We start from the raw sequence: 13450 nt of genomic DNA on the forward strand, positions 1-13450 counted from the left end.
ACGATTCTCTGTGTCGGGGAAGGGGAGGTCGAGGGTCGAGGGGCTTCCTGATGGGGATGCCGCGGCTCAGTTCTCGAACCGGTATCCCATGCCGGGAGCGGTGATCAGATGCTTGGGGTGGGACGGGTCCGCTTCGAGTTTGCGCCTCAACTGGGCCATGTAGACGCGGAGATAGTTGCTCTGCGTACGGTAGCCGGGTCCCCAGACCTCCTCAAGGAGTTGCCTTTGGGTGACGAGACGGCCCCGGTTACGGATCAGGACTTCGACCAGATGCCATTCGGTCGGAGTGAGCCGGATGTCCTTGCCGGCCCGCTTCGCCTTCTTCGCGGGCAGGTCGATCGTGAAGCCCTTGGTCGTGACGATGCCCGTTTCCCCGGACTCTGCCACGGGTTCGATCCTGCGGGTCGCGACCCGCAGGCGGGCCAGGAGTTCGTCCATGCTGAACGGCTTGGTGATGTAGTCGTCCGCCCCCGAGTCGAGGGCCTCGACCTTCTCGTCGGAGGTGTTGCGTGCGGAGACCACCAGGATCGGCGCCCGGCACCAGCTCCGCAGCCGGCGCATCACCTCGATGCCGTCGATGTCGGGCAGCCCGAGGTCGAGCAGCACCGCGTCCGGCGGGTTCGCGGAGGCGAGCTTCAGGGCGGTCTCACCGTCGGGTGCGGAGTCCACTTCGTATTTCCGTGCCCTGAGGTTGATTTCAAGAGCCCGTACGAGCTGTGGTTCGTCCTCGACCACCAGCACCCGGGTCATCGGCGTGCCGCCTTTCTTTCGTGCTGTGCGTCGTGCCGGAGCCGGCAAGGGAGTGCGGTCTCACAAGGGGGCGGGAGCCGGTGGCGGGAAGAACCCCGTCCACTGGCTCCCGCCCGCCGTCGTAAGTGGCTCACTTCGAAGTGATTTCCTTGAGTGCGATGTTCAGCTTGAGGACGTTGACGCCGGGCTCGCCCATGAAGCCGAGGATCCGGCCGCTGGTGTTGTCGGTGACGAGCTTCTCGACCTGCTTGACGTCGAGGTGGTTCTGCTCGGCCACCCGGTGGACCTGGAGCTTGGCGTACTCGGGGGAGATCTGCGGGTCGAGGCCCGAGCCGGAGGAGGTGACCGCGTCGGCGGGCACATCGGCCGGGTTCACCTTGTAGTCGGCCGTGGAGTTGTCCTTGACGACCGCGTCCTTGGCGTCCTTGACCTGCTTGATCAGCTTGTCGTTGTCGCCGGACAGGTTGGTCGCGCCGGACACCAGCAGGTTGTACTGCGTGTTGATGCCGTTGGTGACGTTGGAGCCGAGTCCGTTGGAGGGGCGGGGCTGGAACCACTTCAGGTCCGGCTGCGCGGCCTCGTCGGCGTTGTTCGGATCCTTCTTCGGGAGGTTGTAGGTCTGCCCGATGAGCTCGGAGCCGACCACCTTGCCGCCGGACTTGATCTCGGAACCGTTGGCCTTGTTACTGAAGGCCACCTGGGCGATGCCGGTCACCACGAGCGGGTAGATCACGCCGCAGATCACGGTGAGAACCAGGAGTGCGCGCAGGCCCGCACCGATCAACCGGGCTGTGTTTCCAAGGGAGTTGTTCATGGCAGGTCAGCCGATTCCGGGGATGAGGGAGATGAGCAGGTCGATGATCTTGATGCCGATGAACGGGGCGATCAGACCGCCCAGGCCGTAGATGCCGAGGTTGCGGCGCAGCATCTTGTCCGCGCTGGTCGGCTTGTACTGCACGCCCTTCAGGGCCAGCGGTACGAGGGCGATGATGATGAGCGCGTTGAAGATGACCGCGGACAGGATCGCCGACTCGGGGCTGTGCAGGCTCATGATGTTGAGCTTGTCCAGGCCGGGGTAGACGACCGCGAACATCGCCGGGATGATCGCGAAGTACTTCGCGACGTCGTTGGCGATCGAGAAGGTGGTCAACGCGCCCCGGGTGATGAGGAGTTGCTTGCCAATCTCGACGATCTCGATGAGCTTGGTCGGGTTCGAGTCGAGGTCGACCATGTTGCCGGCCTCCTTCGCGGCCGACGTACCCGTGTTCATCGCCACGCCTACGTCCGCCTGCGCCAGGGCCGGGGCGTCGTTGGTGCCGTCACCGGTCATCGCGACCAGCTTGCCGCCCGCCTGCTCCCGCTTGATCAGCGCCATCTTGTCCTCGGGAGTGGCCTCCGCGAGGAAGTCGTCCACGCCCGCCTCTTCGGCGATCGCCTTGGCGGTCAGCGGGTTGTCACCCGTGATCATGACCGTCTTGATGCCCATCCGGCGCAGCTCGTCGAACCGCTCCCTCATGCCCTCCTTGACGACATCCTTCAGGTGGATGACACCCAGAATCCGGGGGCCCTGCTCGTCCTCGACTGCGACCAGGAGCGGTGTACCGCCCGCTTCGGAGATCTTGTTGGCCAGCGTGTCGGCGTCGGGCGCGACCTGCCCGCCCTGCTCCTTGACCCAGTTGATGACCGAACCGGCCGCGCCCTTGCGGACCTTGCGTCCGTCCACGTCCACGCCCGACATACGGGTCTGGGCGGTGAACGCGATCCACTCGGCCCCCACGAGCTCACCCTGGTGACGCTCGCGCAGGCCGTACTTCTCCTTCGCGAGGACCACGATCGAGCGGCCCTCGGGCGTCTCGTCCGACAGCGAGGAGAGCTGCGCGGCGTCCGCGACCTCGGCCTCCGTGGTACCGCCGACCGGCACGAACTCGGACGCCTGACGGTTGCCGAGGGTGATGGTGCCGGTCTTGTCGAGGAGCAGCGTGGAGACGTCACCGGCGGCCTCGACCGCGCGGCCCGACATGGCCAGGACGTTGCGTTGCACCAGGCGGTCCATGCCCGCGATACCGATCGCCGAGAGCAGCGCCCCGATCGTGGTCGGGATCAGGCAGACCAGGAGCGCGGCCAGCACGATCATGGACTGCTCGGCCTTCGCGTACATCGCGAAGGGCTGGAGGGTGACGACGGCCAGCAGGAAGACGATCGTGAGGGACGCCAGCAAGATGTTGAGGGCGATCTCGTTCGGGGTCTTCTGCCTCGCCGCGCCCTCGACCAGGTTGATCATCCGGTCGATGAACGTCTCGCCCGGCTTCGTCGTGATCTTGATGACCACCCGGTCGGACAGCACCTTCGTACCGCCGGTCACCGCGCTGCGGTCGCCGCCGGACTCCCGGATGACCGGGGCGGACTCACCGGTGATCGCCGACTCGTCGACGGATGCGACACCCTCGACCACGTCACCGTCGCCGGGAATGATGTCGCCCGCCTCGCAGACGACCAGGTCGCCGATCCTCAGCTCGGTGCCGGGAACCTGCTCCTCGGACTTCCCGTCGGCCGTCAGGCGGCGGGCGACGGTGTCGGTCTTGGCCTTGCGCAGAGTGTCCGCCTGGGCCTTGCCTCGGCCCTCGGCGACGGCCTCCGCCAGGTTGGCGAAAATGGTGGTCAGCCACAACCACGCCGTGATCGCCCAGCCGAACCAGTCCCCCGGGCTCTTGATCGCCAGGACCGTGGTCAGGACCGACCCGATCTCCACCACGAACATCACCGGAGACTTGATCATCGTCTTCGGGTTGAGCTTCCTGACCGCGTCCGGGAAGGACTTGACCAGCGCCTTGGGGTCGAACATGCCGCCCCCGACCTTGCCCTGGTCCTTGTGCCCGCTGGGCACATCGCTGTGCGGCGCCCGGGTGGGAGTGGCAGTGGACATCTCGTCCTCGTGCTTCAGATTGGTGGTCATGACGCCAGCCCTTCCGCCAGCGGGCCGAGAGCCAGGGCCGGGAAGTAGGTCAGACCCGCGACGATCATCACGGTGCCGACCAGCAGGCCGGTGAACAGCGGCTTGTTGGTGCGCAGGGTGCCCGCCGTCTCCGGGATCGGCTTCTGCTCGGCGAGCGAACCAGCCAGGGCCAGGACGAACACCATCGGGACGAACCGGCCCAGCAGCATGGCGAGCCCGATGCTCGTGTTGAACCACGGCGTATTCGCGTTCAGACCCGCGAACGCGGAGCCGTTGTTGTTCGCGCCGGAGGAGTACGCGTACAGGACCTCGGAGAAGCCGTGCGCGCCCGAGTTCGTCATCGAGGTCAGCGTCGACGGCATCGCCATCGCGATGGCCGTGAAGATCAGGACGAGCGCCGGGGTGACCAGGATGTAGCAGGCCGCGAACTTGATCTCGCGGGTGCCGATCTTCTTGCCCAGGTACTCGGGCGTGCGCCCCACCATCAGGCCCGCGATGAACACCGCGATGATCGCCATGATCAGCATGCCGTACAGGCCGGATCCGGTACCGCCCGGCGCGATCTCGCCGAGCTGCATGCCCAGGAGCTGGATGCCGCCGCCGAAGCCTGTGAAGGAGGAGTGGAAGGAGTTGACCGCGCCGGTCGAGGTGAGCGTGGTCGCCACCGAGAAGATCGAGGACGCGCCAATACCGAAGCGGGTCTCCTTGCCCTCCATCGCGCCGCCCGCGATGTCGAACGCCGGTCCGTGGTGGGCGAACTCGGTCCACATCATCAGGGCGGTGAACCCGACCCAGATGGTGACCATGGTGGCGAGGATCGCGTAACCCTGCTTGACCGATCCCACCATCTTGCCGAAGGTGCGGGTCAGCGCGAACGGGATCACCAGGATCAGGAAGATCTCGAACAGGCTGGAGAAGCCGTTGGGGTTCTCGAAGGGGTGGGCCGAGTTGGCGTTGAAGTAACCGCCGCCGTTCGTGCCCAGCTCCTTGATCGCCTCCTGCGAGGCCACCGCACCGCCGTTCCACTGCTGCGAGCCGCCCATGAACTGGCCGACCTCGTGGATACCGGAGAAGTTCTGGATCGCACCGCACGCCACCAGCACGACCGCGCCGAGCGCGGCGATCGGCAGCAGGATGCGGACCACGCCGCGCACCAGGTCGGCCCAGAAGTTGCCCAGCTCACCGGTGCGCGAGCGGGCGAAGCCCCGTACCAGCGCGACGGCGACGGCGATACCGACGGCGGCGGAGACGAAGTTCTGCACCGCCAGGCCACCGGTCTGCACGACGTGGCCCATGGACTGCTCGCCCGAGTACGACTGCCAGTTCGTGTTGGACACGAAGGAGGCGGCCGTATTGAACGCCTGGTCGGCCGGGATCGAGACGAACCCGAGCGAGCCGGGCAACGAACCCTGCAGGCGCTGCATCAGGTAGAGGAAGAGCACGCTCACCGCAGAGAAGACCAGGACACCGCGCAGATAGGCGGGCCAGCGCATCTCGGTGGACGGATTGGCGCCGATGGCCTTGTAGATCCACTTCTCGACGCGCAAGTGCTTGTCGGAGGAGTAGACCCGGGCCATGTAGTCACCGAGGGGGCGATAGGCCAGCCCCAGCGCCACGAAGAGGGCCAGGAACTGGAGTACGCCGGCGAAGACAGGAGACATGTCGGTGCTCAGAACCTCTCCGGCTTGACGAGCGCGAGGACGAGGTAACCCAGCAGAGCGACGGCCACGATCAGACCGACAATGTTCTCGGCAGTCACAGCTTCGCCACCCCCCTGGCGATGAGCGCCACCAGCGCGAAGACCGCGACCGTGGTGACGACGAAGGCCACGTCGGCCATCGTGAACTCCTGAAAGAGGTTCGAAAGAAACGGACACCACGAGGAAACCCCCTCCGGAACCGTTCACGCGCCCCGTTGACGGGTCCCTTACGGCCATTGGCGCGACTTTGACGAGACCCATACGCAGGCGGCGTCATATGCCCGCCGAGCAGTGGAAATGCCGGTTCCCACTACTCCGTCCGGGGCGCCGGAGCACAGCCGTTGCCGCTCTTATCAGCCAGGTTCGGCCAGAGCTCGCCAAGCCCGGTGCCACGGCGGTTCACCGTGCCCACTTCCTCCATCCGTGCCGCGCCGGTGAACCGCCGCATCGCCTTGCCGAGAATTCATGACGTGCCTCCTGCTACGCCCGTTCTCAAGCACCATCAGAGAGGCGTAAATACTCCGTGTAACGGCCCCAACACGGGTCAATCGTGACCTAGATTCCTGTGCTACCGCTCAAACCGTCGCGAACGCCCCTGGCCGGCGGTCCCCGACCAGGGTGCGTAGGCATGCGGCGCCATCACTTCGCGTCGCGCCCGCCCGACTACTGTCGGTGACGGGCCCCGGGACCGAAACGGGGCCCGCTCCCCAGTCTCATCGAGCCCAAGCCGGGTCGGTCGTCTTGTCCGCATAGAGGCGGGGCCGGCACCCCCACCAGAAGGTCATTCCACGATGTCTCCCGCCGCTCAGCAGCAGACCCACACCATCCCCGCCCCCGCCGGTCCACCGCCGAGGAATCCCCAGCCGCCCCGGGCCCGTCACAACCGCCGGACGGCCGGCTTTTTCGAGCCCGTCCAGCTGGTGAAGTCGTTCCCGGACGCCGTACGCAAGTTGCACCCTCGCGCCCTGATCCGTACGCCCGTCCTGTTCGTGGTGTCGGCGGGCGCGGTGCTCACCACGCTCTCGGCGCTGATCCATCCGTCCGTCTTCACGTGGGTGATCAGTGTCTGGCTGTGGCTGACGGTGATCTTCGCCAATCTCGCCGAGGCGGTGGCCGAGGGCCGGGGCAAGGCACAGGCCGAGTCTTTGCGCAGGGCCCGTACGGACACGGTGGCGCTCAGGCTGCGCGACAACTGGCGGGTGGGCACCGATGTGCGGCACTCCCGGACCGAGGCGGTCGCGGCCACCGATCTCAAGCCGTTCGACTTCGTGCTGGTGGAGGCCGGAGAGCTGATCCCGGCGGACGGTGATGTGGTGGACGGGGTCGCGGCCGTGGACGAGTCAGCGGTGACCGGCGAGTCCGCGCCGGTCATCCGGGAGTCGGGCGGTGACCGTTCGGGGGTGACCGGCGGCACGACAGTGCTGTCAGACCGGATCGTGATGCGGGTGACCTCACGGCCGGGGCATTCCTTCCTGGACCGGATGATCGCGCTGGTGGAGGGCGCGGCCCGGCAGAAGACGCCGAACGAGATCGCCCTGAACATCCTGCTGTCGGCGCTCACCATCGTGTTCGTCCTGGTGGTGGTCACGCTTCAGCCGATGGCCGAGTACGCGACCGCCGCCCAGTCCACCACCGTGCTCGTGGCGCTGCTGGTGACGCTGATCCCTACCACTATCGGCGCGCTGCTCTCGGCGATCGGGATCGCGGGCATGGACCGGCTGGTGCAGCGCAATGTGCTGGCGATGTCGGGACGGGCGGTGGAGGCGGCCGGGGACGTTAACACGCTGCTGCTCGACAAGACCGGCACCATCACCCTCGGCAATCGTGAAGCGACCGCGTTCATCGCCATGCCCGGGATCCGCGAGCCGCATCTCGCGGACGCGGCGCAGCTGGCCTCGCTGGCCGACGAGACCCCCGAGGGCCGCTCGGTCGTGGTCCTCGCCAAGGAACGGTACGGGCTGCGCGAGCCGAACGAGGGCGATCTGCACGGTTCACGGTTCGTGGAGTTCAGCGCGCAGACCCGGATGAGCGGCGTGGACCTGCGCTGGGAGAACGGCGCCGTCTCCCACATCCGCAAGGGCGCGGCCGCCCAGGTCATCGAGTGGGTCCAGATGTACGGCGGCCAAGTGCAGCCCGAGGCAGCGCAGTTCACGGATGCTGTCTCGGCATCCGGCGGCACGCCGCTCCTGGTTGCCGTGCACGACTGGAACGGGCCTCGGATCCTCGGCGTCATCCACCTCAAGGATGTGGTCAAGGACGGCATCGCCGAGCGGTTCGCCGAGCTGCGCCGGATGGGCATCCGCACCGTCATGATCACGGGGGACAATCCGCTGACCGCTCGGGCCATCGCCCAGGAGGCGGGCGTGGACGACTATTTGGCGGAGGCGACCCCCGAGGACAAGCTCGCCCTCATCAAGCAGGAACAGGCGGGCGGCAAGCTTGTCGCGATGACTGGTGACGGCACCAACGACGCTCCCGCCCTCGCGCAGGCCGACGTCGGGGTGGCGATGAACACCGGTACCTCGGCCGCCAAGGAGGCCGGGAACATGGTCGACCTCGACTCGAACCCGACCAAGCTCATCGACATCGTCGAGATCGGCAAACAACTCCTCATCACCCGGGGCGCGTTGACCACCTTCTCCATCACCAACGACGTCGCCAAGTATTTCGCGATCATCCCCGCCATGTTCGCCGGCACCTACCCCGGCCTCGAAGCGCTCAACGTCATGGGCCTGCACAGTCCGACGTCCGCCATCACATCGGCCATCATCTTCAACGCCCTGATCATCGTGGCGCTGATCCCGCTCGCGTTGCGGGGCGTCCGCTATACCCCGGCCTCCGCCCACGACCTGCTCCGCCGCAACCTCGGCGTCTACGGTCTCGGTGGGCTCGTCCTGCCCTTCGTCGGCATCAAGCTCATCGACCTCTTCGTCTCGACGATCCCCGGCCTGGGCTGACGAACGCGACGGAATCGGTCGGTATCAGAGGGCCGTCAAGGACCGGCCGATTCCCTTGAGGCCCTGAGCGTGCGGGCGTTGTATGGATGCTGTGAACAGCAGTCCGCGCTATGAAGACCGGCCACCGAATCCGGTGGCTCCGGCTACGCGTGCTGTTCCCGCGCCGACTCCCTGAGTCGCGCCCTTCCACGCCGTACGCCGCCCTCGCCCCCATGCCGGGCGGCGTACGCGCGCCTTCGTTCCCGCATGTCCTACCGCCCCGATCAGGGACGGCCTCGGCATGCCCGCATCCAGGAAAGCCACCATGACATCCGCATCGCTTGCCAGCAGCACCGTATTGATTACCGGAGCGACCGCCGGTATCGGCTTCGAAGCCGCGCGCCGACTCGCCCAGCACGGCGCCACCATCCTCGTCCACGGCCGCACCATCGAGGAGGCGCGGGCCGCGGCCGACGCGCTGGTCGCCACGACCGCCGGCGTCGAAGGGACCCAGCTCTGCCCGATCGCCGCGGACTTCACCCGTCTCGACGAGGTCGAAGCCATGGCCCGCCGGGTCATCGAGACGCACCCCCATCTGGACGTCCTCGTCAACAACGCGGGCATCGCCGCGCCCGAGCGGCACACCATCACGGCCGACGGCAACGAGATCGCGTTCCAGGTCAACTTCCTCGCCCACTACCTGCTGACCTGCCTCCTGGAACCGGCACTCACCAGCGACCCGGGCGGCCGCGTCGTCAACGTGTCCTCCTCGCTGCACCGCACGGGCAACATCCAGTGGAGCGACCCCAACCGCACCAAGCGCTACTCCCAGCTCGCCGCATACGCACAGTCCCAGCTCGCCCTGACCGTCTTCGCCGCCGACCCGCGTGTGACCGCCGTCTCCGTCCACCCCGGCGTCTGCGACACCGCCCTCCTCCCGCTGTACGCACACGAAGGTGTGAGCGCCGCCGAGGGTGCCGCCCACGTCGCACGCCTCTGTGACCCGGCCGTCGAGATCGTCAACGGCGCCTACTACGACCGCGACCGGCGCGTCGACCCGGCGCCCGCCGCCACCGAGGACCGCAGCGTCAAGCGCCTCAACAAACTCGCCGCCCTGCTCGTCGGCCATGACGCCTGAAGAAATCCCCCGCCAGCAGCCCTTGAAGGAGGACGGAACCATGTCCAAGCGAGCGCGCAAGAAGAAGGACCGCCGCAAGAAGAAGGCCAACCACGGCAGCAAGGCCGCGACCTAGCCCTACTCCCGGTGAGGGGCGGACCGGCCCCGCGGGCAGTCCGCCCCTCACCCATTGCCCCGCTCCCCGAATCAGGTGAACTACCGTGATCGAGCTACCACTAGACCAACTGGCCACCCACATCGACTGGTTCCCCCGCGCCACATCGGGTCCGACCTCACTCGCCGAACATGTCCTGGCCACCCGGGCCGGCCGCTTGTGGGCCGACCGTGCCGTCCGGCCCCGTACCGTGGCCGTCGCCGGCGCGGGACACGTGCTGCTGTGCGGCGATCCCGGTGCCCTCGACCCGGCCGCCCTCGCTCCGCTCGCCAACCGCTACGTCCTCGCCCCCGCGCGTTTCCTGCCGGTGCTCGGTGCCGCCTTCGACCGGGTCGTGCCGTGGGAGCGGATGGTGTACGTACACCGTGAAGCGCCCGCCGAACCACGCGCGCCGCGCGGGGTGACCGTGCGCCGGATCACCACCGCGGACGCTCCCGCGCTGGCCACCATCGAGCCGGAATCCCGCTGGATCCACACCAGTTGGGGCGGCCCCGCCGGGCTCGCGAAGTCCGGGCACGCCTGGGGCGCCTTCCACCGGGGGCGCCTGCTCGTGGTCGCCTGCACGTACTTCCTGGGCAGCCGCTACGAGGACATCGCGGTGGTCACCGTGCCCGACCAGCGCCGCCGACAGCTCGCGCTGAGCTGCGTAGTGGCGCTGTGCGCCGATGTCGAGGACCGGGGCCGGAGCGCCACCTGGACCTGCTCCCGCTACAACCGTCCCAGTCGCCTGCTCGCGTGGACGGCGGGCTTCCGCCTGGAACGCGAATACGTCCATTACGCGACCGGCACCGCTCGCTCGCAAGCGATCAGCGGCAGGCAGCTGTCCGCGCACCGCTGACCCTGTCAGGGCGGACATGGGCGATCGGCATGGGAGGGACTGCGGTGCGAGTGCGGGCCGAGGCACTGGCCGTGCGCGCGGCCGACTGTTATGTGATCGGGGGCCTGGTCATCGGAGCCTCCTTCATGCCCGGACAGGGAACCAGCCGAGGGGTGGGGTCTTGCCTACTCACTCGGCACGCCCGTTGCCGTCGACCTGTTTGGCTCCTGCGACATCCGCAGCGTCCGCACGAGCAGCAAGGTGGGCAAAGCCGTCGCCAAGTGCCAAGGCGCCCGGTGGACTCTGGACGGCGCGCCCCGTTCGGGACCCTCTACAGCTACGGCAGCGACATCAGCGGGAACCTCGGGGCGGCACCCGTCTTCACGGTGAGGCGCGGGCATTCCGGGGCCGGGCGTATGGCAGGCCCGGAGACCTGGACTTCGTCATGGGCTTCGCCGTTGCCGTTGTCGCCGTGGCCCTGCCTGATTGGATGCGTCGCCTTCGCGGTGGCCGCGCATCGGGCGCGGCAGGCTTGACCCGGCCGCCCTGGCCCGTACCTCGGACGGGACGCCCGCGCGATGCCGCGCAAGGGCCTCGAAGCCGCCGAGCGCCCTGCGCCCGAAGCACCCGGCGATGCGCTGCCCAAGGTGCGGGGGCTGGCTCCTCGGCCCCCGCACCCTCACCGCGACTCAGACGAATTCGGCAAGCCTCGCACGCAGTCCCAGCACGAGAAGCAGGCCCGCCAGGAGCAGGGCGCCACCGGCGATCGGCGTCTTGATGCCGATGGCGTCCCGGCCGGTGGCGATGGCCTGGTCGTGGTGGGCACTGTTGATGGCGGTCACCTGATCCAGAGCCTTCATCCACTGTCCGAAGTGGGCGTTGGAGGTGTCGGAGGCCCAGCCGATGCAGAAGACCGTGGCCTCCTGCACCTTCCCCTCGGCGATCAGCTGCCGGAAGGTGCGGTCGTCCTTCTGGTAGACGGCGTACGCCGCGACCGTCTTCTCTGCCGCCTCCCGCTCGCCGGGGAAGGTGATGTTGTCGAGCTCGCGCCGGTATTCGCCGGTGAACTGCCGGTCGGTGTGGTCGCGTTGATAGGCGTCCCAGGTCGTGGCGAGCCTGTCGTCGTATGTGGCGAGGGTGGCGTCCTTCAGCCCGTACAGCTGCTGCGACTTGTCGAGGAAGGACTTCTCCAAGGCGTCCCGGCGCGTCGCATCCAGCAGGAACCGGCTCTCGTCGGCGTTGGCGTCGTAGCCGATGGCCTTGGAGCGGGACAGAGCCACCACCGAGTCGAACGAATCATGGCGGGCAATCGTCAATTGGTCGGCGGAGGTGGACAGGAGCTGTCCGCCGCACACGAGGGCGACCAGCGCGCACAGCGTCGCCGCGAACAGCGCCGGGTTGAAGATCCGCCGGAAGCTGCGGGCGAGGTGAACCTGCAGCACGACGAGCGCGGCGAGCAACAGCGTCCCGAGCACGGCCTCCGCGGTGATCTGGATGATCAGGTCGGAGTGCGCCGCGTCGTACTCGCCCTCGTACACCGCGTCGTTGGCGTCGACCAGTTGCCGCGCCTGCGGCAGCAGCCGTTGCGCGAGCAGGTCGGTGGCGCGGCGGTAGTCGGCGCGGGCCGGGTCCTTGCCGCCGGGGTGCTCGTCGTTCTCCAACGCGCGGCCGACCAGCTCCTGGTACTGCGCGAAGTCGTCGGTGAGCGCGACGACGGTGTCCTCGGTGACCTTGTCCCCTTCGGAGGCGGCACCCAGGGTGCGCAGGGAGCTGCTGATGGTCTCCTGCGCCTGCTTGTAGATGCGGTTGGCGTTGGTGTGCGACTCGCCGAGCCGCCCCTTGCCCGTGCCCGAATCCCCGCTGGAGAGAAGGATGTTGGCGGCCTGCGCGTCCATGTCGTTCAGCGCCAGGTTCAGCTGGGTGGCGGCTACCGTGCGGGGCGCGTCGCGATGCTGGATCGCATCCCATGTTCCGGAGAGTCCGGTGGCGGTGACCGTCAGCAGGGCCAGGAGTCCGGCACCGAGCAGCAGACACGCCATGCGGGCAAGACGCAGCCGACCCGGGGTGGTCTCCCGATAGCGATGTCGCAGGGTGCGGACGAGCCGGGCGACGGCGATGGGAGACCGTCGCCTCGGCCGTCCTTGCCCCGGGCCCCCTCTGGCCCGCGGCGACGGGATCCCCCCGTGACGAACGGCCGGCGCGGGGTCTGGTTCAGCAGTCGTTGTCGGGGCCCCCGCTCCCTGACGCTGCCCGGCACCGGCGGTGATCGCCACTCGCCCTCCAACCTCGCGCCACGAGCCGCTCGTACGAACCCGTGCGGAGATCAGCATGGCGGCCAGGAGTTCGACTGATCGATCACGTTGACGCTCCCCTGACGGTCAAGGCCCCCGGATTGACGCGGCCTTGACGCCGGTGCCTTTCAGCCACGACGCAATGGCTTCAGCTCTCCGGGTCCGGGCCCGCCCTCGCATCGGCCAACGCCGCGCCCACCTGGTCGGCGAGGGTTACAGCCACCAGACGGGTCTGCAGCGGTACGACGTCGGCACGCCCCGGCCGCAGCATGAACCGGCCGTAGTAGTGCCCGTTGCCGAACACTCGCAGCTCTGTCTCCCCCGGCGGTTCCTGGAGTTCTCCGAGAAGTGGGACACGAAGTATCCGGCCGTGATCAAACTGGGGCCCGACGCCCGGGCCGAGATGGTGCCCTCCTCTCCTTCGACGTCGAGATCCGCAAGGTGATCTGTTCGACGTACGCGATTGAGAGCGTGAACGCCCGCATCCGCAAGGCCGTTCGCGACTGCGCCCACTTCCCCTCGGAGGCCGCCGCGTTGAAGTGCGTCTGCATGGCACTGATGAGTCTGGGCCCGACCGGCAAGGGACGGCGCTGGTGGACGATGCGTTGGAAAGCCCCGCTGAACGCCTTCCAGATCGCCTTCGAAGGCCGCCTCACTCCCTCCATTGAGATGCCCAGGTGAGTGGTCCTTGGACTGGCCACTGTCATGCGAG

At 68.0% G+C, this 13450-nt stretch carries 11 protein-coding genes and 1 pseudogene; 5 read left to right on the forward strand and 7 right to left on the reverse strand.

Annotation, left to right across the window (positions count from 1 at the left end; all coding sequences use genetic code 11):
* Positions 1 to 66 precede the first annotated feature (66 nt).
* From OG522_RS07570 to kdpF, 5 genes are all read right to left on the reverse strand, one after another.
* Complete coding sequence (locus OG522_RS07570; RefSeq protein WP_329462170.1) at positions 67 to 750, reverse strand: response regulator transcription factor; 684 nt, start codon at positions 748 to 750, stop codon at positions 67 to 69.
* Between the two features lie 130 nt (positions 751 to 880).
* Positions 881 to 1564, reverse strand: coding sequence for a potassium-transporting ATPase subunit C (locus tag OG522_RS07575; protein WP_329462171.1), 684 nt, complete (start codon positions 1562 to 1564; stop codon positions 881 to 883).
* Between the two features lie 6 nt (positions 1565 to 1570).
* A complete protein-coding gene (gene kdpB, locus OG522_RS07580; RefSeq protein WP_329462172.1) occupies positions 1571 to 3703 on the reverse strand; it encodes a potassium-transporting ATPase subunit KdpB in 2133 nt (710 codons plus the stop codon).
* The gene (gene kdpA, locus OG522_RS07585) at positions 3700 to 5364 is read right to left on the reverse strand and encodes a potassium-transporting ATPase subunit KdpA (protein ID WP_329462173.1); all 1665 of its coding nucleotides are present in this window, start codon (positions 5362 to 5364) and stop codon (positions 3700 to 3702) included. The genes kdpB (OG522_RS07580) and kdpA overlap by 4 nt, the downstream gene beginning before the upstream one ends.
* Before the next feature lie 8 nt (positions 5365 to 5372).
* Positions 5373 to 5462, reverse strand: a complete 90-nt coding sequence (gene kdpF, locus OG522_RS07590; protein WP_242330691.1) for a K(+)-transporting ATPase subunit F — start codon at positions 5460 to 5462, stop codon at positions 5373 to 5375.
* 731 nt (positions 5463 to 6193) lie between these two features.
* Between kdpF and kdpB (OG522_RS07595) the strand changes: the two genes are divergently transcribed.
* From kdpB (OG522_RS07595) to OG522_RS07610, 4 genes are all read left to right on the forward strand, one after another.
* A complete protein-coding gene (gene kdpB / locus OG522_RS07595; protein WP_329462174.1) occupies positions 6194 to 8359 on the forward strand; it encodes a potassium-transporting ATPase subunit KdpB in 2166 nt (721 codons plus the stop codon).
* A 304-nt stretch (positions 8360 to 8663) separates the two neighbouring features.
* Entirely contained in the window at positions 8664 to 9476 is an 813-nt protein-coding gene (locus OG522_RS07600; protein ID WP_329462175.1) for an SDR family NAD(P)-dependent oxidoreductase, read from the forward strand.
* 40 nt (positions 9477 to 9516) lie between these two features.
* The gene (locus tag OG522_RS41210) at positions 9517 to 9591 is read left to right on the forward strand and encodes a 50S ribosomal protein bL37 (protein ID WP_382802556.1); all 75 of its coding nucleotides are present in this window, start codon (positions 9517 to 9519) and stop codon (positions 9589 to 9591) included.
* Positions 9592 to 9676: 85 nt separating this feature from the next.
* Complete coding sequence (locus OG522_RS07610; RefSeq protein WP_329462177.1) at positions 9677 to 10468, forward strand: GNAT family N-acetyltransferase; 792 nt, start codon at positions 9677 to 9679, stop codon at positions 10466 to 10468.
* 668 nt (positions 10469 to 11136) lie between these two features.
* Here OG522_RS07610 and OG522_RS07615 read toward each other — a convergent pair.
* A complete protein-coding gene (locus OG522_RS07615; RefSeq protein ID WP_329462178.1) occupies positions 11137 to 12486 on the reverse strand; it encodes a hypothetical protein in 1350 nt (449 codons plus the stop codon).
* Positions 12487 to 12886: 400 nt separating this feature from the next.
* Complete coding sequence (locus OG522_RS07620) at positions 12887 to 13042, reverse strand: hypothetical protein (RefSeq protein WP_329467887.1); 156 nt, start codon at positions 13040 to 13042, stop codon at positions 12887 to 12889.
* A gap of 18 nt (positions 13043 to 13060) precedes the next feature.
* Between OG522_RS07620 and OG522_RS07625 the strand changes: the two are divergent.
* Positions 13061 to 13419 (forward strand): annotated as a pseudogene (locus OG522_RS07625) (transposase); the annotation flags it as partial.
* Between the last annotated feature and the right edge of the window lie 31 nt (positions 13420 to 13450).

It is taken from the genome of Streptomyces sp. NBC_01431, assembly GCF_036231355.1.
Taxonomy (GTDB): domain Bacteria; phylum Actinomycetota; class Actinomycetes; order Streptomycetales; family Streptomycetaceae; genus Streptomyces.